The sequence below is a fragment of the Streptomyces phaeoluteigriseus genome (assembly GCF_001896135.2).
Taxonomy (GTDB): Bacteria; Actinomycetota; Actinomycetes; order Streptomycetales; family Streptomycetaceae; genus Streptomyces; species Streptomyces phaeoluteigriseus.
Genome location: NZ_MPOH02000019.1, coordinates 704032 through 726466, shown reverse-complemented (window position 1 = coordinate 726466; position 22435 = coordinate 704032). Strand labels below are relative to the sequence as shown.

Genomic DNA, 22435 nt, shown 5'->3' with positions numbered 1-22435 from the left:
TCGATGGTGACCAGATCTCGGGGGCGGGATTCGTGAGGAGAGTGTGCGGTTTTGCCCCCGACAATCAAGGAACGCGGGCGCGCGTGCGCCGGTTCCCCACGAAGGCGCCGGGGCCGCGTGACCCCGGTCACGTTGGCCGGGCAAATCGGACACCATCTTTGTGCACGCGTTCACAAAGACATAGCCTGCTTCCGACGGGGCGGTCTGGGGACGTGTGACCGCCTACAGCCCCGCTCTACCCGCAGGAGCACCGTGGCAACTGGCCGAACTCACCGACCGGCGACCCGTAGCCGAGGGATTCCCGAGGCCACCGTCGCCCGCCTTCCGCTGTACCTTCGCGCGCTGACCGCACTGTCGGAGCGCTCGGTTCCCACGGTCTCCTCCGAGGAACTCGCGCCGCGGCCGGGGTCAACTCCGCGAAGCTGCGCAAGGACTTCTCCTACCTGGGCTCCTACGGCACCCGGGGCGTCGGCTACGACGTCGAGTATCTCGTCTACCAGATCTCCCGCGAGCTGGGCCTGACCCAGGACTGGCCGGTTGTGATCGTCGGTATCGGTAACCTCGGCGCGGCGCTGGCCAACTACGGCGGCTTCGCCTCCCGCGGCTTCCGGGTCGCGGCGCTCATCGACGCCGACCCCGAGATGACCGGCCGCCAGGTCGCCGGGATCCCCGTCCAGCACAGCGATGAGCTGGAGAAGATCATCTCCGACAACGGCGTGTCCATCGGGGTCATCACCACCCCGCCGGGCGTCGCCCAGCAGGTCTGCGAGCGCCTCGTCGCCGCCGGGATCACCTCCATCCTGAACTTCGCGCCGACCGTGCTGTCCGTCCCGGACGGCGTCGACGTGCGCAAGGTCGACCTCTCCATCGAGCTGCAGATCCTCGCCTTCCACGAGCAGCGCAAGGCCGGCGAGGAGGCCGCGGCCCAGGAGAGCGCCGTGCCCGCCCCCGCCGCGCGCCGCGCGGACTCCACCGACCAGGGACCCGACGGGGACGTACCCGCCGTGATGCCGGCATGAGTCTCCTCGTCGTCGGACTGAGCCACCGCAGCGCTCCGGTGAGCGTCCTGGAGCGGGCCTCGCTCTCCGCGGACGCCCAGTTCAAGCTGTTGCAGGACACGGTCGCCGCCGAACCGGCCACCGAGGCCGGAGTGCTCGCCACCTGCAACCGCATCGAGCTGTACGCCGACGTGGACAAGTTCCACGCAGGTGTCGCCGAGCTGTCCACGCTGCTCGCCCAGCACAGCGGCGTCGGCCTGGAGGAACTCACTCCCTACCTCTACGTGCACTACGAGGACCGCGCCGTCCACCACCTGTTCTCGGTGGCCTGCGGACTGGACTCGATGGTCGTCGGCGAGGGGCAGATCCTCGGCCAGATCAAGGACTCCCTGGCCCGCGCCCAGGAGGGCCACACCGCCGGACGGCTGCTGAACGACCTGTTCCAGCAGGCGCTGAGGGTCGGCAAGCGGGCCCACTCCGAGACCGGTATCGACCGCGCCGGGCAGTCCCTGGTCACCTTCGGCCTGGAACAGCTGGCCGCGGGCGGCGACGTGACCGCGTGGGCGCGGGGCAAGCGCGCCCTCGTCATCGGCGCCGGCTCCATGTCCTCCCTGGCCGCGGCGACGCTCGCGCGCGCGGGCGTCGCCGAGATCGTCGTCGCCAACCGCACCTTCGACCGCGCCGAGCGCCTCGCGCAGATCCTCGCCGAGAACGGCGACCCGGACATCGTCTCCCGCGCCGTGCCGATGGAGTCGGTGCCGACGGAACTGACACGTGCCGACGTCGCCGTCTCCTGCACCGGCGCGACCGGACTCGTCCTCACCGCCGCGGCGGTCGCGACCGCGGTCGAGGGCCGCACGGGAGCACCCGCCGCCCTCGCCGAGGACCGGTCCGGGCCCGCGGACGTACGGCCGCTGCCGCCGACCTCCGTCGGCACCGACGACGGCTGTCCGCTGGACCTCTCCGCCGTGCAGCCGGGCTTCTCCCTGATGGGGGGAGGCCGCCGTGGCCGGCATGGGAGCCGGCCACGCTGGAACAGCACGCCCGCCTGGGCCGCGGGCCCGGCCGTCGACCGCCGGGAGGCCGCGCGCCGCCCCGGGCCGACGCCGAGCTCGATCTCCGCGCTCGCCGCGACCGCCGCCACCGTCGGCCGCATCCCCGAGCGCCGCAGGCCCGAGCCCGCCCCCGTGCCCGCACGGCCCGAGCCGGTGCTGTTCCTGCTGGACCTCGCGATGCCCCGGGACGTCGACGCGGCCGTGCACCGGCTCGCCGGAGTGCGGCTGGTCGACATCGAGTCGCTCGCCGAGGCCTCCGCGGACGCGCCGATGGCCGCCGACGTCGACCAGGTACGGCGGATCGTCTCCGACGAGGTCGCCGCGTTCGGCGCCGCCCAGCGCGCCGCGCACATCACCCCCACCGTGGTCGCCCTGCGTGCCATGGCCGCCGACGTCGTCGCGGGCGAGATCGCCCGGCTCGACGGACGGCTGCCCGGCCTGGACGACAAACACCGCGCGGAGATCACCCAGACCGTGCGGCGCGTCGTCGACAAACTGCTGCACGCGCCGACCGTACGGGTCAAGCAGCTCGCGGCCGAACCCGGCGGCGCCGGGTACGCGGACGCACTGCGGACCCTGTTCGACCTCGACCAGGAGACGGTGGCCTCCGTCTCCCGAGCCGAGGACAGCACCGAGACGAACGCAGAGAACCGAGGGCCGGCATGAGCGGCATGAGTACGAACGCACTGAGGCTGGGGACCAGGCGCAGCAAGCTCGCCATGGCCCAGTCGCGGCAGGTGGCGGACGCCGTGAGCCAGGTGACCGGGCGGCCCGTCGAACTCGTCGAGATCACCACGTACGGCGACACCTCCCGTGAGCACCTCGCGCAGATCGGCGGCACGGGCGTGTTCGTCACCGCGCTGCGGGAGGCGCTGTTGCGGGGGGAGGTCGACTTCGCGGTCCACTCGCTGAAGGACCTCCCGACCGGGCAGCCCGAGGACCTGGTCCTGGCGGCCGTACCGGAACGGGAGGACCCGCGTGACGTCATCGTCGCCCGGGACGCGCTCAAGTTCACCGACCTGCCGCGCGGGGCGCGCATCGGTACGGGTTCACCGCGCCGCATGGCGCAGCTGAACGCGTACGCGCGCGGCCACGGGCTCGACATCGAGACCGTGCCGATACGCGGGAACGTCGACACCCGCATCGGGTACGTGCGCGACGGTGAACTGGACGCGGTCGTCCTGGCCGCCGCCGGACTGAACCGCATGGGCCGCAGTGACGAGGTGACCGACTTCCTGTCGGTCGACACGGTTTTGCCCGCTCCCGGCCAGGGAGCACTCGCGATCGAATGCGCCGCGCACCAAGCGGACCTGATCGCCGCGCTCGGTGAACTCGACGACCCCTTCACCCGGGCCGCCGTGACCGCCGAACGGTCCCTGCTCGCCGCCCTGGAGGCCGGTTGCAGCGCCCCTGTGGGCGCGCTGGCCGACCTGCTGGCCGACGGGCAGATTGTCAAGGAAATGCGCCTGCGGGGCGTCGTCGGCACGACCGACGGATCCCGCACGGTGCAGCTGTCCACCACCGGTCCCGTGCCCGAGACGTACGACCGGGCAATGGCGCTCGGCCGCGAACTCGCAGCCGAGATGCTCGCCCAGGGCGCGGCCGGTCTGATGGGGGAGCGAGCGCAGTGAGCCCCACCACTCTTCCCGCCGGTCCGGAACACGGGCACGTCACCTTCCTGGGTGCCGGACCCGGGGATCCGGGACTGCTGACTCTTCGCGCCGTGGAGGCGCTGGCGCAGGCGGACGTCCTCGTCGCCGAGCACGAGGTGCTCGACGTCGTCCGGACGCACGCCAGGCCCGGCGTCGCCGTCGTGCACGCGGAAGCCGGCCCGTCTTCGGGCCCTCTTCCGGGCACGGGCACGCCGCACCCGACGGTCGTTGACGGCACGTCAACAACCGCTGGGAGCCCCGCTGTGCGGGATGCCGCACATCTTGTCATGGAGGCCGCACGGGGCGGCAGGCGGGTCGTCCGCGCGGTGTCCGGGGACCCGGGACTGGATACGTACGCGGCCGAGGAAATGCTCGCCTGCGTGGCGGCCGGTGTTCCCTTCGAGGTCGTCCCCGGCATCGCGGCCGCCGTCGGCGTGCCCGCGTACGCCGGTGTGCCGCTGCGCGACGCGCAGGGCGCGGACGTCCGGTTCATCGACGCGCGGACCGCGTCCGACCGGTGCTGGACCGAGGTCGGCGTGTCCGACGGGACCGTCGTCGTGTCCACGTCGCTGGACTCCGTGGCCGCCGCCGCCGGTGAACTGGTCGCGGCCGGGCGCAAGCCCGACACCCCGATGACCGTCACCGTCGCCGGTACGACGACCCGTCAGCGGACCTGGAGCGCCACCCTCGGCACCATCGCGCAGACGCTGAAGCAGGCCAAGGTGCTGCCGTCTCCCGAGGGCGGCCGGCCGGTCATAGCCGTGGTCGGTGAGCGTTCCGCCCCCGCCCAGCGCGACCAGCTCGCCTGGTTCGAGTCCAAGCCGCTGTTCGGCTGGAAGGTGCTCGTACCGCGCACCAAGGAGCAGGCGGCATCGCTCTCCGACCAGCTGCGGTCCTACGGCGCCGTGCCGCACGAGGTGCCGACCATCGCCGTCGAGCCGCCGCGGACGCCCCAGCAGATGGAGCGGGCCGTCAAGGGGCTGGTGACCGGACGGTACGAGTGGATCGCCTTCACCTCGGTGAACGCGGTCAAGGCCGTACGGGAGAAGTTCGAGGAGTACGGGCTCGACGCCCGCGCCTTCGCCGGGATCAAGGTCGCGGCGGTGGGTGAGCAGACCGCCAAGGCGCTGATCGCGTTCGGTGTGAAGCCGGACCTGGTGCCGAGCGGGGAGCAGTCCGCGGCCGGGCTGCTGGAGGACTGGCCTCCCTACGACCCGGTGTTCGACCCGATCGACCGGGTGTTCCTGCCGCGGGCCGACATCGCCACCGAGACGCTCGTCGCCGGGCTCATCGAACTCGGGTGGGAGGTCGACGACGTCACCGCCTACCGGACCGTGCGGGCCTCGCCGCCGCCGGCCGAGACGCGGGAGGCGATCAAGGGCGGTGGGTTCGACGCCGTCCTGTTCACGTCGTCGTCCACCGTGCGGAACCTGGTCGGGATCGCGGGGAAGCCGCACAACGTGACGATCATCGCGTGCATCGGCCCGGCTACGGCCAAGACGGCCGAGGAGCACGGGCTGCGGGTGGATGTGATGGCTCCCGAGCCGTCCGTGCACAAGTTGGCCGAGGCGTTGGCGGAGTTCGGGCTGCGGCGGCCGGGGGCGCGGAGACGCCGGGCTACCTGACCGGGTGGGCGGTGGGGGTGGTTCTCCGCCCCCGCCACCCCTTCCCTTCCCGTCCCTGGGGCTGCGCCCCAGGCCCCCCTTTTTTCGGCACCTCGCGCCTCGTCCTCGAACGCCGGACGGGCCGAACCGGCCGACTTGGCGTCGGTAAACGGGGTGTCGGGGCGGGCGTAGCGTAGACGGTATGACGACGTACGGATCCTTCCCCGGTTCGCGTCCGCGGCGGTTGCGGACCACCCCCGTCATGCGGCGCATGGTCGCCGAGACCCGGCTGCATCCGGCCGACTTCATTCTTCCCGCGTTCGTGCGGGAGGGTGTGAGCGAGCCGGTGCCGATCGGGGCCATGCCCGGGGTCGTGCAGCACACCCGCGACAGTCTGAAGAAGGCGGCGCTGGAGGCCGTGGAGGCCGGGGTCTCCGGGATCATGCTCTTCGGGGTGCCGGAGGAGTCGAAGAAGGACGCCCTCGGGACCGTGGGGACCGACCCGGACGGGATTCTCCAGGTCGCCCTGCGGGACGTACGGGCCGAGGTCGGGGACGAGCTGCTGGTCATGTCCGACCTCTGTCTCGACGAGTTCACCGATCACGGGCACTGTGGTGTGCTCGACGCCCAGGGGCGTGTGGACAACGACGCCACCCTCGAGCGGTACGCCGAGATGGCGCAGGTCCAGGCCGACGCGGGCGCCCATGTCGTAGGTCCCAGCGGGATGATGGACGGGCAGATCGGGGTCGTCCGCGATGCCCTCGACCAGATCGGGCGCGAGGACGTCGCCGTCCTCGCCTACACCGCCAAGTACTCCTCCGCCTTCTACGGCCCCTTCCGGGAGGCCGTCGGCTCCTCGCTGCGTGGAGACCGCAAGACGTACCAGCAGGACCCCGCCAACGTGCGGGAGTCGATGCGCGAGCTGGCCCTCGACCTGGAGGAGGGCGCCGACATGGTGATGGTCAAGCCTGCCGGGCCCTACCTCGACATCCTCGCGCGGGTCGCCGACGCGGTGGACGTGCCCGTCGCCGCCTACCAGATCTCCGGCGAGTACTCGATGATCGAGGCCGCCGCCGAGAAGGGCTGGATCGACCGCGACCGGGCGATCCTGGAGACGCTCACCGGCATCAAGCGGGCCGGGGCGCGGAACATCCTCACCTACTGGGCCACCGAGGTGGCCCGGACCCTGCGGTGACCTGCTGACCTGCTGACCCGCTGACCCGTCGGCCTTCCTGCTCACCGGCTCACCAGGCGAGCGCGTCGTCCATGCTCTGCTGCCAGTACGTCACCGTCAGCGAGCTGTCGTAGTAGACGCCCCCGGCCGGGAGCGGCGGCGTCGCGGAGGCGCCGCCGTCGCTGTTCGGGGTGCGGCCCTGGAAGGCGACCGTCAGCTTCTCGGCGGTCGTGCCGCCGTCGCCGCTGCCGTCGGCCGCCGACAGCAGGACGCCCGCGTAGCCGGACTCGCCGGGCGAGAGGGTCGTGACCGCCTGCGGCTCGGTCGCCTCCGCCGCCGCGGGCGCCCACTGCATCTCGTCGAAGCGGAGCACCGGGTAGTAGGTCAGGTCGCACACCTTGCTGCCGGTGTTGGTGACCGTGATCAGCATGTGGTTGAGGGGGCGCGGGACCGGCTGGGCGGTGACCTTCGTGTTCGAGCCGTTGCACAGGACGCGGTTCTCGGGGGCGTTCGGGTCCTTGTCCTCCGTGACGGTGCCGGCGCCCGGCTTGGCGGACGTCCCGCCGGCCGGCTTCGCGGCCGAACCCGAGCCCGATCCGGTGCCCGTGCCGGTACCCGTACCCGTCCCCGTGTCCGAGCCGGTGGTCGGCTTGTCGGTTCCCCGGGGCTGTGCGGTGACCGACGACGCGGGGGCGGACGCGCCCTCGTCCTCGGTGCCCGTTCCGTTCTCGCAGGCCGTGAGCGAGAGGGCGGCGAGCGCGGCGACGGCGGGGACGAGCAGGCGGCTGGTGCGGCGGATGCGCATGGTGAATTCCTCTTACCGAGAAGGGTGGTTGGCGTACGCCGCTCGACCGGGTGCCGGGGGCGGCGTGCTTGGATGGCCACAGCTTGTGGGGAGATCCGTCCCGGCCGCCACGACCTGCGGACGATCCGGGACGCTGGAACGCCCGCAACGCGCCTGAGCTGGGGAAACGCACCATCCCTGGAACGCCGGGATGGGACACGAGGGGTGGACGAACAGTGGCTGCGGCCGAGTTCGCGGAACTACTGCGAGAACTGAAGGACCGATCCGGGCTGAGCTACGGCACGCTCGCGAAACGGCTCCACATGAGTACGTCGACGCTGCACCGCTACTGCAACGGGGACGCCGTCCCCACGGACTACGCGCCCGTGGAACGGCTCGCCCGGCTGTGCAAGGCCTCGCCGGCCGAGCTGGTCGAGCTGCATCGGCGGTGGGTGCTGGCGGACGCGGCGCGGGGGAAGAAGGAGAGCGGGCCGGCGGCTGAGCCGGACGCGGCGTCGAGGGTGAAGCCGGACGCGGTGCCGGTGGTGGAGCCGGACGCGGCGCCGGCGGAGGGCGTGCGGGGCGGCGACCCCGAGCCGGGTCCGGCCGCACTCGTCACCGACCTCGTGCGGGACGGCGTACCGCGGCCGTCCACCGATCGGCGCCGGCGGCGGGCCGTTCTGGCCGGGGTCGCCGTCGTCGCCGTGGCCGGAGCCGTGGTTCTCGGGATGCGGCTGTCCGGCGGTGGCGCCGAGGACGCCGGGGGTGCGCGGGGCGCCGGGGCCGCCCGGCCCGTGCAGGAGAGGGGGACGGGGAGCGCGACGCCGTCCGGGAGCGGGTCGGCCTCCGCCCCGCCGTCCGCGTCCCCGTCGGCATCCGCGTCCGCCTCCTCCTCGGGGACGCCGTCACCCTCGGTCTCCGGCGGCGAACGCCCTGGCGCGGCCGTCGAGGACGACGGCGGGGCTCCCCCGCTCACGGTGGAGGTCCGCCCGAACGCCTGGCTGGACCCCTGCGGACAGCACTACCTGATCGATCGTGAGCCGGGACGGGTCGCGCCGCCGCCCGTCGAGCAGGACGCGCCCGCCTGGGTGGCCGCGCACGGGGCCGTGTCCTCGGGGAGCCAGTTTCTGCAGGTGACCGTGCAGGGGACCGGCGAGGAGACGGTGGTCGTCGACGGGCTGAAGGTCCGCACGGTCCAGAAGCGGTCACCGCTCGGTTGGAACGACTACGCCATGGGCTATCCGGGCGTCGGCTGCGGGGGAGGGGTGCCGACCCACTACTTCACCGTGGCCCTCGATGCCGCGCGGCCGGCGGTCGTGCCGGAGGCCGGGCACGACGACTTCCCCTTCAAGGTCAGCGAGTCCGATCCGGAGGTCTACTACATCGACGCCGACGCCTCCGCCTACGACGTGAGCTGGACGCTGGAGCTGTCCTGGTCCAGCGGGTCCCGGCACGGCACCCTGATCGTCGACGACAGGGGCAGGCCGTTCCGCACGAGCGGCAACAACGGGCGCCCCGCGTACGAGTTCCCGCTCGGCGGGTCGGCATGGCAGCGGGCGGGGTCCTCGCCGGCCCAGTAGGCCCGCCCCCAACTCCGCGAACCCCGCGTCCGCATCCTGGAAAACCATGTGTACATGGCAGTCGTCTCCTAGGCTGCGGGAGCGCGAGGACGAGGGCGTGGGGGATTGCCGTGCCCGTGGTCGAAGGAGCCGTTTCATGAGCGTTGCCGCCGCACCGATCGCTTCCGTGCCGCCGCTTGCCGCGCGGACGCGTGCTGTCGGGGGGTCGCCCGTGCGGGAGATCCTTGCCGTCACCGCCCGGCCCGAGGTGATCAACTTCGCGGGTGGGCTGCCCGCGCCCGAACTGTTCGACCGGGAGGGTGTCGCCGCCGCCTTCCGGCATGTGCTGGAGGAGATGCCGGGGCGGGCGCTCCAGTACGCCACCACCGAGGGCGAGCCCGTCCTGCGGGAGCGGCTGGCGCGGCGGATGTCCGTGCGGGGGCTGCCGACCGACGCCGACGACCTGCTCGTCACCACCGGCTCCCAGCAGGGCCTGTCACTGCTCGCCACCGCGCTCGTCGACGCCGGCGACACCGTCCTCGTCGAGGAGCCCTGCTATCTGGCCGCCCTCCAGGCCTTCGGCCTCGCCGGAGCGAGGGTCGTCGCCGTGCCCGGGGACGCGGACGGCCCGGACCCCGAGGCCCTCGCGGAGCTGGTCGTCCGGGAACGGCCCAAGTTCCTCTACACCGTCCCCACCTTCCAGAACCCCACCGGCCGCACCCTGCCCGCCGAACGCCGCGCCGCCCTCGCCTCCGTCGCCGCCCGGCACGGTCTGTGGATCATCGAGGACGATCCCTACGGCGAACTCCGCTACGACGGTGAGCGCGTCCCCTGGATCGCCGCCCACCCCGACGCCCGCGACCGGACCGTCCTGCTCGGCTCCTTCTCCAAGGTCATGGCCCCCGGCCTGCGGCTGGGCTGGCTGCGCGCGCCGGCGGAGCTGCGCCGGGCCTGCGCGGTCGCCAAGCAGGCGGCCGACCTGCACACCCCGACCGTCAACCAGCTGGCCGCCGCACGCTACTTGGCCGTCTCCGACCTCGACGCCCATGTGGCACGGGTCGCCGCCGTGTACCGCGAGCGCCGCGACGCGATGCTCGCGGGCCTGCCGGACGCCCTCCCGGAGGGCACGGTGTGGGAGCGGCCCGAGGGCGGCATGTTCGTCTGGGCCCGGCTGCCGGAGACGTACGACACCGCCGCCCTGCTCCCGCGGGTGGTGCGGGAGGACGTGGCCTATGTCCCCGGTGCCCCCTTCTACGCCGGCGAGCCCGACCGCTCCACCCTCCGCCTGTGCTTCGTGACGCAGACGCCGGAGGAGATCGCGGAGGGACTGCGCAGGCTGGGCAGGGGGCTCAAGGACGGCGGGCCCGGGGACGGCGCCTGAGGTCAGCCCCGCTTCAGTCCCACCAGAAGGACCAGACGTGCTCGCCGATCAGCCCGCTGGCGTACGCCTCCAGGGTGCCGGACCCCTGGAGGATGTTGTCCGGGCAGAACGCGAAGTGTTCGGCGGCCACCGCCTCCGCCTCCGCCACGGTCGTGGGCGGGGCCGCCACGGACACGGCCAGGACGTCGAAGCCGATGCCGACGACCCGTATGCCGAAGCGGTCCTCCCAGGAACGCAGGACCGCGGACAGCCGCGCCGTGTCGTTCTCGTGGTTCACCGGGCCCGACCAGCCGATGGCCGCCGGTACGTCCGCGCTGCGGCGGGCCGGTACGAGGGTCAGGTGCGGTGCCTCGAACCACGAGGGGCCCTCACCCGCGAGGGCGTCGGCGATCTGCGCGGCCCGCGCGTCCGGATCGGCGTTGAGCGTGGGGGCGTCGGACAGACCCGGCCACTCCTCGTCCTCCGCCGCCCACTCCTCCCAGAAGTCCTCGAGCACCTCCTCCGCGTCGTGGTCCCCCGGGTACGACATGCGGGCGGGCGCCAGGTCCCACTGCTCCGGCCCGCCCTGCGAACCGCCCAGGTCGACGAGGACCGGGACCAGCCCGGCCCGCCCCGCCGGACCGCCCAGCGCCGACCAGTTGCCCGGGGCCGCGGTCCGCTCGGCATGCCACAACAGCGGCTCGTGCCAGACGCCCTGGTCCGTCGTGTCGATCAGTCTGCCCGGCGGCAGCTGGAGTCCGAGAGAACGTCCGCTGGGATCGGACGCCAGCTTGGGCAGCGGGTTGGGAAGAGTCGCCATACCGTCGACTCTAGAGGCAGGGTCCGACAGTCACCCGGGACCGGAGCAGCGCAGAACGTGAGCTCTTTCATCCCTGCGGAACGGGGGCGGGCAACGGTCAGAGCCGCTCGGGCGTCCGGATGCCCAGCAGGGCCATGCCCTTGTGGAGGGTGCGGCCCGTGAGGTCCACCAGGAAGAGGCGGTTCTCGACGACCTCCGGCGCGTTGTCCGCGGACAGCACGTGACACTGGTCGTAGAACGTCGTCAGGTGCGAGGCCAGCTGGTACAGGTACGCCGCGAGCTTGTGGGGCTCGTAGGCCGCCGCGACCTCGTGGACCGTCTCGCCGAACTGGTCCAGGTGCAGGCCCAGCGCCCGCTCCGCCGGGGCCAGTTCCAGCTCCGGGTGCGCGACCGGACGCGCCTCGCCCGCCTTGCGCAGGATCGACTGGATACGGGCGTACGCGTACTGGAGGTAGACCGACGTGTCGCCGTTCAGCGACACCATCTGGTCCAGGTCGAACTTGTAGTCCCGCACGGCGGAGGTCGACAGGTCCGCGTACTTCACGGCGCCGACACCGACGTACCGGCCGTTCTCCTCGATCTCCCGCTCGCTCAGGCCGACCTTCTCCGCCTTCTCGCGGACGACGGCCGTGGCGCGGTCCACCGCCTCGTCGAGCAGGTCGACCAGCTTGACCGTCTCGCCCTCACGGGTCTTGAACGGCTTGCCGTCCTTGCCGAGGACCGTGCCGAAGGCCAACTGGTGCGCCGTGGCCTCGCCGTTCAGCCAGCCGGCCCTGCGCGCCGTCTCGAAGACCATCTTGAAGTGCAGCGACTGCCGGGCGTCGACGACGTAGACGAGCCTGTCCGCCTTCAACTGGAACACACGGTCCCGGATCGCCGACAGGTCGGTCGCCGCGTAGCCGTAGCCGCCGTCCGACTTCTGCACGATCAGCGGGACCGGGTTGCCGTCCGGGCCCTTGACGTCGTCGAAGAAGACGCACAGCGCGCCCTCCGAGCGGACCGCCACGCCCGACTCCTCCAGGAGGCGGCAGGTCTCCGCCAGCATGTCGTTGTAACCCGACTCGCCGACGATGTCCTCGTCCCGGATCTCCATGTCCAGCTTCTCGAAGACGGAGAAGAAGTAGATCTTCGACTCGTCGACGAACCTCTGCCAGACGGCGAGCGTGTGCGGATCCCCCGCCTGGAGGTCCACCACCCGGCGCCGGGCCCTCGTCTTGAACTCCTCGTCCGCGTCGAACAGCCTGCGCGCGGCCTTGTAGAGGCGGTCGAGGTTCGACATCGCCTCCTCGCCGCTCACCCGGGAGTCCTTGTGGTCCAGCTCGTGCGGGTGCTCGTCCAGATACTGGATGAGCATGCCGAACTGGGTGCCCCAGTCGCCGATGTGATGCCGGCGCACCACGCTCTCGCCGGTGAACTCCAGGATCTCGGTCACCGCCGCGCCGATGACCGCCGACCGCAGGTGGCCGACGTGCATCTCCTTCGCCACGTTCGGCTGGGCGTAGTCGATCACGGTCGTGCCCGGCGCGTCCGCGACAGGTACGCCGAGACGGCCGGCGTCCGCGTACCGCGCGCCCAGGTTTTCGATGATCGCCCTGTCGGTGATCGTCACGTTCAGGAAGCCGGGGCCCGACACCTCGATGTCCTTGATCAGATCGCCGGTGACGACCTGGGAGACGACCTGCGTCGCCAGCTCCCGCGGATTGGCCTTCGCCTTCTTCGCCAAGGCCAGGATGCCATTCGCCTGGTAGTCCGCCCGGTCGCTGCGTCGCAGCAGCGGGTCCGCGCCGACGGCCTCCGGCAGAGCAGCCGAGAGGGCGGACGCGAGGCGCTGTTCGACGGAGTGACTGAGGGACGTGACCGAGGCCATGGAGTGGCTGCCGTTCTGCTCGGGTTTTCGGAAGTACCGCGGAAACCGAGTATCCCACGCGGTGAAAAGCGGTTTTCGCGGATGCGGTCCGGCCTGGGACAATGGACGGACTTCACACCTTCAAGCCTTCACACCAGAGGACGTGCCGATCGTGGCTCAGAGCACCGAGACCACCGACTGGGTCTCCCGTTTCGCGGACGAGGTCATCGAGGAGTCGGAGCGTCGAGCCGGGGGCAAAGCGGCATCACCCGCCACCGCCCCGGTGGTCGTCGTCGCGTCCGGACTCTCGCCCTCCGGCCCGATCCACCTCGGGAACCTCCGCGAGGTCATGACGCCGCACCTCGTCGCCGACGAGATCCGCCGCCGCGGACACCGGGTCCGCCACCTGATCTCCTGGGACGACTACGACCGCTACCGCAAGGTGCCGGCCGGCGTCCCCGGGGTCGACGACTCCTGGGCCGAACACATCGGCAAGCCGCTGACCTCCGTCCCCGCCCCCAAGGGGTCGGCCCATCCGAACTGGGCCGAGCACTTCAAGGCGGCCATGATCGAGTCGCTGGCGGAACTGGGCGTCGAGTTCGACGGCATCAGCCAGACCCAGCAGTACACCTCCGGCGTCTACCGCGAGCAGATCCTGCACGCCATGCGCCACCGCGGCGACATCGACGCGATCCTCGACCAGTACCGCACGAAGAAAAACCCGGCGAAGAAGCAGCAGAAGCCGCTCGACGAGGCCGAGCTGGAAGCCGCCGAGGGCTCCGGCGCCGCGGCCGAGGACGACGGCAGCTCCGGCGCCGCCGGCTACTTCCCGTACAAGCCGTACTGCGGCAACTGCGAGAAGGACCTCACCACCGTCACCGCCTACGACGACGACAGCACCGAGCTGACCTACGTCTGCGACTCCTGCGGCTTCTCCGAGACCGTCCGGCTCAACGAGTTCAACCGCGGCAAGCTCGTCTGGAAGGTCGACTGGCCCATGCGCTGGGCCTACGAGGGCGTCGTCTTCGAGCCCAGCGGCGTCGACCACTCCTCGCCCGGCTCGTCCTTCCAGGTCGGCGGTCAGATCGTCGGGATCTTCGGCGGCAAGCAGCCCATCGGCCCGATGTACGCCTTCGTCGGCATCAGCGGCATGGCCAAGATGTCCTCCTCCAAGGGCGGCGTCCCCACCCCCGCCGACGCCCTGAAGATCATGGAACCGCAGCTGCTGCGCTGGCTCTACGCCCGCCGCCGTCCCAACCAGTCCTTCAAGATCGCCTTCGACCAGGAGATCCAGCGGCTCTACGACGAGTGGGACAAGCTCGACGCCAAGGTCGAGGACGGGTCGGCGCTTCCGGCTGACGTCGCCGCCCACTCGCGCGCGGTCCGCACCGCGGGCGGCGAACTGCCCCGCACGCCCCGCCCGCTGCCCTACCGCACCCTCGCCTCCGTCGCCGACATCACCGCCGGCCACCAGGACCAGGCACTGCGCATCCTCAGCGAACTGGACCCCGACAACCCCATCGGCTCCCTCGACGAGGCACGCCCCCGCTTCGACAAGGCCGAAGCCTGGATCAACACGCACGTCCCCGCCGACCAGCGGACCATCGTGCGCGACGAACCCGACGCCGAACTCCTCAAGTCCCTCGACGAGCCCTCCCGGAAGTCGCTGCGACTCCTGCTCGACGGCCTCGCCGACCACTGGTCCCTCGACGGGCTCACCCACCTCGTGTACGGCGTGCCCAAGGTCCAGGCCGGGTTCCCCGCCGACGCGACGCCCAAGGAACTGCCCCCGGAGATCAAGACCGCCCAGCGGACCTTCTTCGCCCTGCTGTACCACCTGCTCGTCGGACGGGACACCGGCCCGCGCCTGCCCACGCTGCTGCTCGCGGTGGGCCAGGAGAGGGTGCGGTCCCTGCTCGGGGAGTGAGCCACTGCCGTACGTGGAGGGGGCGCCCGGTGATCACCGGCGCCCCCTCCACGTACCGCCCACCGGTCACGCGATGTGGTCGTCCTGCAGTTCCGCCGTGTGGCGATTGGTGAAGCGGTTGACCAGGCGGTCGGCCTCACGCTGCGGGAGCGTGGTGCCGTACGTCGCTTCCACGTCACCCCTGAACTGGCCCGAGGTCGGGTAGCTGCCGTCTATCGACTTCTTGAAGACCAGGTAGTAATCCTCCTCGTCCGGCTCCGGAGGACCGCCGCCCTCCCCCAGCTCACGGGTACGGCCGGGAGCCACCGGGATGGGGAAGCTGCCCGTCTCCTCCGGAGAGGGCTCCTGGACCGGCGGCTCCTGCTGGTACTGCTGCTGGTACTGCTCAGCCTGCAGCTGCTCCTGGTACCACTGCTCGTACTGCTCCTGCGGGTCGTACGTGGGGTCGTAGCCGCCCTGGTAGGCGATCTCCTGCGCGGGTGGCTGGAACCACGGGCTCTGATCCTGCTCCGGGTCGTGTCCCGGCGGCCGGGGTCGGGTTCCTGGGGCTGGGAGGGGCGCTGCTCGTCGGCAGGTGCCGTCCTCCGGGGGACGGCTGCCGCCTCGGCGGCACGATCGCCCGCGGTCGTCGCGGCCGGCAGTTCCTGTCTGGGGGCCGGCGGCAGCAGAGCCGGTTCTATGCCTGCCGCCGCCAGGCCCGCAGGCGCCGTCTCCGCCAGCGGGACGCCGTAGCGGGCCAGCCGCAGGGGCATCAGGGACTCCACCGGGGCCTTGCGGCGCCAGGCCCGGCCGAAGCGGGAGCGGAGACGGGCCTGGTAGACGAGACGTTCCTGCTCCAGCTTGATGACCTGCTCGTAGGAGCGCAGCTCCCACAGCTTCATCCGCCGCCAGAGGAGAAACGTCGGCAAGGGCGAGAGCAGCCAGCGCGTGAGCCGCACACCCTCCATGTGCTTGTCGGCCGTGATGTCGGCGATGCGGCCGATCGCGTGGCGGGCCGCCTCGACGGACACCACGAACAGGATCGGGATCACCGCGTGCATGCCGACGCCCAGCGGATCCGGCCAGGCGGCGGCGCCGTTGAACGCGATCGTCGACGCCGTCAGCAACCACGCCGTCTGCCGCAGCAGCGGAAAGGGGATGCGGATCCACGTCAGCAGCAGATCCAGAGCCAGCAGGACGCAGATACCCGCGTCGATGCCGATCGGGAACACGTACGAGAAGTCCCCGAAACCTTTCTGCAGAGCCAGCTCGCGGACGGCCGCATAGGAACCCGCGAAGCCGATCGCGGCGATGACCACGGCGCCGGCCACGACCACACCGATGAGAATGCGGTGCGTCCGAGTCAGCTCGATTGGCGCTGCCACCCGTACTTCCCTCCCCTTGCGTGTTGTTGCGCGCAACAGGGTGGCACATGTGTGCGGCTCACGTGTTGCCGGTACGTCAGCTCTTCTTCGCGCCCGCCGCCGAGGCGGATGCGGAGGCCGAAGGGGAGGCCGACGCGGACGCCGAAGCCGACGGCGACTTCGAGGACGGCTTCGACGGCGTCGGCGACGACGAACCAACGCCCCCGCCCTCGCCGTTGGCCGCCTGCACCGCCGCCACCGCCTCCTTGGCCGCCAGCTCCGCAGACTTCACCAACGCGGCCGCGTCCGGCGTCTTCTCACCCGCCAGACCCGCTCCGTTGTAGTCGACCGTGACCACCACGTTCTCCACACGAGAGACGACCGTCTGCTGCTTGAAGGCGCCCTCCGACTTCTTCAGGTCGTACCGCACCGTCGTCGCCTGGTCGCCCGTACCCGCGACCGCCTGCGACTTCGCGTTTTTCGCACCCGCCGTCGCCGCCACGTCCTGGATCTGCTTGGCGTAGTACTCCTGCGCCTGCTGCTCGCCACTGCTCGCCGCGTCCGTCTCGAAACGGACCAGAGACACGTTCAGCCAGCGGAACTGCGAACCCTTCACACCGTTGTTGTCCAGGCTCGACCAGGAGCAGGAGGCCCGCGCCGCCGTGTCGCTCGACGCACCTTCCTTCCCCTTCGCGGGCGCCTTCGGCACCAGCGCGGTCAGGGTCTTCTTCGACAACACGCCACACGCCTCGGGCAGCGCGGCGTACGCCGCCGCCTGCACGGTCGGCTCGGCACTCGGGGACGTACTCGCGGACGCGCCACCGCTCTTCCGCGCGGCGGCGTCGTCACCCGAGCCGGAGTCGGAGCCGGAGGAGCAGCCTGCGGCGATCAGCATCACGGGTACTGCGGCCGCCGCGGCCAAGAGGCGGTTCAAGCCTCCCGTACGCATCGTTCGCCGGGCTCGCTGGTCGTCTCGCTGGGCTCGTCGCTGCATGGTTCCTTCACTCATGACGCTCGTGGTTCCTGCGGTCGGATCGGGGTCCGGGGGGCCACGGTACGCGGTGAAGAAGCTGTGCGTTTCCGCTTCCAGGGCATCGGGCGCGAGAGGCCCGTGCGCGTGAAGTGGCCTCAGCCGGCCAGGGAATCGGCGAGCTGCGCCGCCAGTTTCCGGGCCCTGTCCTGCATTTCCTTGCTGTCCGGGACGACGCCGATCGACGTCGCCTGCTCCTCGTACACGATCGTCACGATGACGTTCGACGTGCGGAACGCCACAGTCACCACCCGCTGTTTCGCCGTCGAACCGGAGCTGGCGAGCACGTCGTTCACGAAGGCCTCGTCGCCGAGATCCTCCAGCAGACGGGGCTGGAGGTCGGCGGAGGCCGACGCGGAGGCGGAGGCGGAAGCGGATGCGGAGGCCGATGCGGACGGGGACGGGGACGGGGACGGGGAGGTGGAAGCGGAGGCGGATGTGGAGGGTGTCGTCGCCGTCGTACTGCCGGACGGCGTGGGTGCCGGGAGACCGGCCGCCGTCACCTTCCGGGCGAACAGCGTCTCCGCCTGAGAGTCGTCACTGACCGCGTTGTCGTACGACACCACCCGTTCGAGGTCGACGCTCAGATGGTCGATGGCGTCCGTGGACTCCACCTTCCAACGGCAGCCCGCCTTGCGGTCGGTGTCGAACGTCAGCGTCGCCTGGCCCTGATAGGCGTTCTCGCGCTGCGTCTCGTCGGGGATCAGACGGATGCCCGGCAGGAGGGAGTCGAGAGCGCTGCGGCCGACCGCCCGGCACGCCTCCGGCAGGGCGTCGTAACGGCCCGGCTCGGCCACGGCGGTCACCGAGCCGGTGTCCCCCGGGTTCGAGTTGTCCGTCGTGCCGCCGTCGTCCGAACCGCTCGTGCAGCCGGCCAGCAGCGCCGCGAGCAGTGCGGCGACGCCGGGTACGTACGCCTTCCGCGGCACGGTCGGCTCCTCTCGACGGTCACATCGTGGGTGGCGGTTCCAGTGTCCCCGCTGCTTAATCGCTTGCCGGACAGGGGCGGCCCCAGCAGACAATGTGTATCGCACGCAACACCGTGGATGCCGGTCCGCCGTCCCGATTGGCCACCTTGGCACCGGTTTTGCGCTTTGTGACTTCTGTTGCTTTCCGGGGGAATGAGGACGATATGTCGTACGTGGAGATGCCGGGCGCGAAGGTTCCGATCCGCATGTGGGCCGACCCCACGACGGTCGAGGACGGCGCGCTCCAGCAGCTGCGCAACGTCGCCACCCTGCCGTGGATCAAGGGCCTGGCCGTCATGCCCGACGTCCACTACGGCAAGGGGGCGACCGTCGGTTCGGTCATCGCGATGCAGGGCGCGGTGTGCCCGGCGGCGGTCGGGGTCGACATCGGCTGCGGAATGTCCGCGGTCAAGACCTCCCTCACGGCGAACGACCTGCCGGGGGACCTGTCCCGACTCCGCTCGAAGATCGAGCAGGCGATTCCGGTCGGGCGGGGGATGCACGACAGCCCCGTCGAGCCGGGGCGGTTCCATGGGCTGGCCACCGGGGGGTGGGACGGCTTCTGGGGGCGTTTCGACGGGATCGCGGAGGCGGTGAAGTTCCGTGCGGAGCGGGCCGCGAAGCAGATGGGGACGCTCGGCAGCGGGAATCACTACATCGAGCTGTTGCTCGATGCCGAGGGTTCGGTGTGGCTCACGCTGCACTCCGGCTCCCGGAACATCGGCAAGGAACTCGCCGAGTTCCACATCGGCGTGGCTCAGAAGCTCCCGCACAACCAGGGCCTGATCGACCGCGATCTCGCCGTCTTCGTCGCGGACACCCCGCAGATGGCGGCGTACCGCAATGACCTGTTCTGGGCGCAGGAGTACGCGAAGTACAACCGCACGATCATGATGGCGCTCCTGAAAGACGTGGTCGGCAAGGAGTTCAAGAAGGCGAAGCCGACCTTCGAGCAGGAGATCTCGTGCCACCACAACTACGTGGCTGAGGAACGGTACGAGGGCATGGACCTGCTGGTCACGCGGAAGGGCGCGATCCGGGCGGGTTCCGGTGAGTACGGGATCATTCCCGGTTCGATGGGCACCAGCTCGTACATCGTGAAGGGGCTCGGGAACGAGAAGGCCTTCAACTCGGCCTCGCACGGGGCGGGTCGGCGGATGAGCCGGAGCGCGGCCAAGCGTCGCTTCACGACGAAGGACCTGGAGGAGCAGACGCGGGGCGTGGAGTGCCGCAAGGACTCCGGCGTCGTGGACGAGATCCCGGGTGCCTACAAGCCGATCGAGCAGGTCATGGACCAGCAGCGGGACCTTGTCCAGGTAGTGGCGAAGCTGAAGCAGTTCATCTGCGTGAAGGGTTGACGCACGAGGCCCCCCGGAGCCGGGGGCCTCGCCGGCCATCGTTCGGCCGGATTCCCGGATTCCCGGATTCCCGGATTCCCGGGTTCCCGGGTTCCCGGGTTCCCGGGCTGTCGCGGCGCCGCTCTCGAGCCGCGTCGCCACAGGCTCGCGTTCAGCCACGGGGAGGACCGCTTCCTGGCGTCGCGGGCTCCAGCAGGTTGTTCCGGAGGGTCGTGGAGAGCGACTCCGGGTCCAGGCCGAGGGCCTTCTCGACGTAGGCCTGCGGGGAGCCGTAGCGGGAGGTCAGTGCGGTCAGGTAGAGGCGCATCACCGACTCGGGGGCGTACAGGTAGTACGGCCAGGTGGGGGAGTCGCCGTCGTGCCGGGTGCGCCAGTCCGCGAGAAGGGCCGGGGTGGCCAGCTCGGTGAGGGTGTAGTCCTCGACGATCAGGTCCTCGTCGATGCCCAGGAGGCCGAGGACCAGGGCGGCCAGTTGGCCGGTGCGGTCCTTGCCGGAGGCGCAGTGGAAGACGAGGGGGGCGTCCGTCCCGGCGATGAGCCGCAGGGCCTCGCGGATCTCCTCGGTGCCGTCCTCGGCGACCTCCATGTACCGCTCGGCCAGGTAGGGGCCGGGTTCGACGTCGGGTGTCTGTGCCGCCTGGTCGTAGAAGCGGTGCTCGATGCTGAGGTTGCGGTACGTGAAGGAGGGGTGGGCCGGGACGCGGCCGGCGCGGTCCGCTTCCCAGGAATGGCGCAGGTCGAGGACGGTGCGGATGCCGAGGGAGAGGAAGAGGTCCCAGTCGGGGGTGTCCGGGGTCAGCTTGCCCAGGGAGTCGGAGCGGTAGAGGCGACCCGGGCGGATGCGGTGGTGGCCGTCCGGGGTGCGGTAGCCGCCCAGGTCGCGGAAGTTGTGCAGGGTCTCGAAGGGGAGATGTCTGTCCATGCCGGTGAGGACTTGCGGCGGCGTGGGCTCAGTTCCCGTGCCGACGTGCCGCGATGCCGGCATCGCCTTCGTGCGTCGTCACCGTTCCCTGTGGACCTTGGTGTTGGAGGCCTGGGCGCGTGGGCGCAGGACCAGCAGGTCGACGTTGACGTGACTGGGGCGGGTCACCGCCCAGGTGATCGTCTCGGCGACGTCGTCGGCGGTGAGGGGCTCGGCCACGCCTTCGTAGACCTTCGCGGCGCGGTCCTGGTCGCCGCCGAAGCGGGTGAGGGCGAACTCTTCGGTCCTGACCATGCCGGGGGCGATCTCGATGACGCGGACGGGCTGTCCGACGATCTCCAGGCGGAGGGTCTCGGCGAGGACGTGGGCGCCGTGCTTGGCGGCGACGTAGCCTCCGCCGCCCTCGTACGTGCCGTGGCCCGCGGTGGAGGAGACGACGACGACCGTGCCGTCGCCGCTCGCGATCAGCTTGGGGAGGAGGGCCTGGGTGAGGTTGAGGGTGCCGATGACGTTCGTCTCGTACATGGTGCGCCAGTCGGCGGGATCGCCGGTGGCGACCGGGTCGGCGCCGAGTGCTCCGCCCGCGTTGTTCACGAGGACGCCGATGGTGCGGAACGCGGTCGCGAACTCGTCGACGGCCGTCCGGTCGGTGACGTCGAGCGGATACGCCGTCGCGGAGCCGCCCGTGGCGGTGATCTCCTCGGCCAGTGCCTCGATGCGGTCCTTGCGGCGGGCGGTGAGGACGACGCGGTAGCCGGCCGCGGCGAGCTGCCGGGCGGTGGCGGCGCCGATGCCGCTGCTCGCACCCGTGACGACGGCGATGCGGGATGCGGCGGACGGGGCGGCGGTGGCCATGGGGGCTGCTCCTCGGTTCCTCGGGCGGGGACCCCGCGAAGGTGCGGAAGGTCGAAAGCCTGCCGGGCCAGGATAGGCGGGTCCGGTCCGCGGACGGCCCGTGATCTCGGTCTCCGGACGGGCCCGTCATCCCGCCCTCCCGCGAGCCCGATCGCTGCCACGGTGGGAAACTTGAGGTGGGTGATCCTCTGTTCTGGAGGTGGACCGATGGGGCAGGCACGTGAGGTCATGGACCGGCTCACCGAGGCGCTGACCACGCGGCGGGATCTCGAGGCGATCGGCGAGCTGTACGCGGCGGATGCCGTGGCGGTGACGCCCGACGCGGGGGAGGTCCGCGGGCGGGACGACATCGTCGAGTACTGGCGGCAGATGACGGACGCGCTGCCCGAGGCCACGTTCGAGTCGCTGGCCGCGTGGGAGGTGGGCGACACGGCGATCGACGAGGGCTGGTACAGCGGGCGCAACACCGGGCCGCTCCGGCTGCCCGACGGGGAGACGCTGCCCGCGACGGGAAGGGAGTTCAGGATCCGGGGCGTGGACATCGCGACGGTGGAGGACGGGCGGATCGTCAGCTACCGGCTGTACTTCGACCAGATGGACTTCCTGGGGCAGTTGGGGCTGCTGTCCGACGAGACGTCCTGAGCGGGGGCCGTCCGCTTTCAGTGTCCGCGTGTTTCAGTGTCCGCGTGGTGCCCACATGATCACGGCCATGCCGGCGAGGCAGATCAGGGCGCCGGTGATGTCCCAGCGGTCGGGGCGGAAGCCGTCGGCGACCATGCCCCAGGCCAGTGAACCGGCGACGAAGACACCGCCGTACGCGGCGAGGATGCGGCCGAAGTCGGCGTCGGGCTGGAGGGTGGCGACGAAGCCGTAGGCGCCGAGGGCCATGACGCCGGCGCCGATCCACAGCCATCCGCGGTGTTCCCGGACGCCTTGCCAGACGAGCCAGGCGCCGCCGATCTCGAAGAGGGCGGCGACGGCGAAGAGGGCGGCGGACCGCAGGACGAGCATGGCAGCAGCTTGGCACGGGATCCCGGTCGCCCCGTGCCGGGTGGTGTCGCCCCGTGCCGGGTGGTGTCGCCCTGTGCCGGGTGGTGTCGCCCCGTGCCGGGTGGTCGCGCGGTCCGTCGGCCGCGTTCGGTGACGTCGTACGATGCGCGGACGGCGCTACGAAGGGGTG

Annotated in this window: 17 protein-coding genes and 2 pseudogenes; 10 read left to right on the top strand and 9 right to left on the bottom strand. The window is 71.4% G+C overall.

Annotated features, from left to right (window positions below; genetic code table 11):
• The first annotated feature begins 252 nt into the window (after positions 1–252).
• The 5 genes and pseudogenes from BM536_RS32945 (at position 253) to hemB (ending at position 6504) form a co-directional block, all read left to right on the top strand.
• Positions 253–1019, top strand: a pseudogene (locus BM536_RS32945) (redox-sensing transcriptional repressor Rex).
• On the top strand, positions 1016–2719 hold the full coding sequence (locus BM536_RS32940; protein ID WP_245873899.1) for a glutamyl-tRNA reductase: 1704 nt from the start codon (positions 1016–1018) through the stop codon (positions 2717–2719). The pseudogene BM536_RS32945 and the gene BM536_RS32940 overlap by 4 nt, the downstream one beginning before the upstream one ends.
• Positions 2720–2724: 5 nt before the next feature.
• Positions 2725–3684, top strand: a complete 960-nt coding sequence (hemC, locus tag BM536_RS32935) for a hydroxymethylbilane synthase (RefSeq protein ID WP_073499726.1) — start codon at positions 2725–2727, stop codon at positions 3682–3684.
• A complete protein-coding gene (locus BM536_RS32930; RefSeq protein WP_073499721.1) occupies positions 3681–5330 on the top strand; it encodes a bifunctional uroporphyrinogen-III C-methyltransferase/uroporphyrinogen-III synthase in 1650 nt (549 codons plus the stop codon). The genes hemC and BM536_RS32930 overlap by 4 nt, the downstream gene beginning before the upstream one ends.
• Before the next feature lie 181 nt (positions 5331–5511).
• Complete coding sequence (gene hemB / locus BM536_RS32925) at positions 5512–6504, top strand: porphobilinogen synthase (protein ID WP_073499722.1); 993 nt, start codon at positions 5512–5514, stop codon at positions 6502–6504.
• 49 nt (positions 6505–6553) lie between these two features.
• Here hemB and BM536_RS32920 read toward each other — a convergent pair whose 3' ends face one another.
• The gene (locus tag BM536_RS32920) at positions 6554–7288 is read right to left on the bottom strand and encodes a DUF4232 domain-containing protein (protein WP_073499724.1); all 735 of its coding nucleotides are present in this window, start codon (positions 7286–7288) and stop codon (positions 6554–6556) included.
• A 215-nt stretch (positions 7289–7503) separates the two neighbouring features.
• Here BM536_RS32920 and BM536_RS32915 point away from each other — a divergent pair, with 215 nt between their 5' ends.
• Entirely contained in the window at positions 7504–8847 is a 1344-nt protein-coding gene (locus BM536_RS32915; RefSeq protein ID WP_094103829.1) for a helix-turn-helix domain-containing protein, read from the top strand.
• Between the two features lie 136 nt (positions 8848–8983).
• Positions 8984–10207 carry an aminotransferase-like domain-containing protein gene (locus BM536_RS32910; RefSeq protein ID WP_073496961.1) on the top strand — a complete coding sequence of 408 codons (1224 nt, stop codon included), beginning with the start codon at positions 8984–8986 and terminating at the stop codon, positions 10205–10207.
• 13 nt (positions 10208–10220) lie between these two features.
• On the opposite strand, the gene BM536_RS32905 is transcribed toward BM536_RS32910, so the two are convergent.
• Entirely contained in the window at positions 10221–11006 is a 786-nt protein-coding gene (locus BM536_RS32905) for a DUF4253 domain-containing protein (protein WP_073496963.1), read from the bottom strand.
• Between the two features lie 97 nt (positions 11007–11103).
• Positions 11104–12873, bottom strand: a complete 1770-nt coding sequence (gene argS, locus BM536_RS32900; RefSeq protein ID WP_073496964.1) for an arginine--tRNA ligase — start codon at positions 12871–12873, stop codon at positions 11104–11106.
• A 142-nt stretch (positions 12874–13015) separates the two neighbouring features.
• Between argS and lysS the strand changes: the two genes are divergently transcribed.
• Positions 13016–14779: a lysine--tRNA ligase gene (gene lysS, locus BM536_RS32895; RefSeq protein WP_073496966.1), complete on the top strand. Its 1764-nt coding sequence runs from the start codon at positions 13016–13018 to the stop codon at positions 14777–14779.
• Between the two features lie 66 nt (positions 14780–14845).
• Here the strand turns inward: lysS and BM536_RS32890 are convergent.
• From BM536_RS32890 to BM536_RS40440, 3 genes and pseudogenes are all read right to left on the bottom strand, one after another.
• Positions 14846–16143, bottom strand: a pseudogene (locus BM536_RS32890) (DUF2637 domain-containing protein).
• 76 nt (positions 16144–16219) lie between these two features.
• Positions 16220–17131, bottom strand: a complete 912-nt coding sequence (locus tag BM536_RS32885) for a DUF3558 family protein (protein ID WP_094103828.1) — start codon at positions 17129–17131, stop codon at positions 16220–16222.
• 119 nt (positions 17132–17250) lie between these two features.
• Positions 17251–18081: a hypothetical protein gene (locus BM536_RS40440; RefSeq protein ID WP_073496970.1), complete on the bottom strand. Its 831-nt coding sequence runs from the start codon at positions 18079–18081 to the stop codon at positions 17251–17253.
• A gap of 203 nt (positions 18082–18284) precedes the next feature.
• Between BM536_RS40440 and BM536_RS32875 the strand changes: the two genes are divergently transcribed.
• Entirely contained in the window at positions 18285–19478 is a 1194-nt protein-coding gene (locus BM536_RS32875) for an RtcB family protein (RefSeq protein ID WP_073496971.1), read from the top strand.
• 151 nt (positions 19479–19629) lie between these two features.
• On the opposite strand, the gene BM536_RS32870 is transcribed toward BM536_RS32875, so the two are convergent.
• Both BM536_RS32870 and BM536_RS32865 read right to left on the bottom strand, forming a co-directional pair.
• Positions 19630–20400: a tyrosine-protein phosphatase gene (locus tag BM536_RS32870; RefSeq protein ID WP_073496973.1), complete on the bottom strand. Its 771-nt coding sequence runs from the start codon at positions 20398–20400 to the stop codon at positions 19630–19632.
• Between the two features lie 78 nt (positions 20401–20478).
• Positions 20479–21255 carry an SDR family NAD(P)-dependent oxidoreductase gene (locus tag BM536_RS32865; protein WP_073496975.1) on the bottom strand — a complete coding sequence of 259 codons (777 nt, stop codon included), beginning with the start codon at positions 21253–21255 and terminating at the stop codon, positions 20479–20481.
• 207 nt (positions 21256–21462) lie between these two features.
• On the opposite strand from BM536_RS32865, the gene BM536_RS32860 reads away from it, so the two are divergent.
• Positions 21463–21897, top strand: a complete 435-nt coding sequence (locus BM536_RS32860) for an ester cyclase (protein ID WP_073496977.1) — start codon at positions 21463–21465, stop codon at positions 21895–21897.
• Positions 21898–21930: 33 nt separating this feature from the next.
• On the opposite strand, the gene BM536_RS32855 is transcribed toward BM536_RS32860, so the two are convergent.
• Positions 21931–22266, bottom strand: coding sequence for a YnfA family protein (locus BM536_RS32855; protein WP_073496979.1), 336 nt, complete (start codon positions 22264–22266; stop codon positions 21931–21933).
• Positions 22267–22435 lie beyond the last annotated feature (169 nt).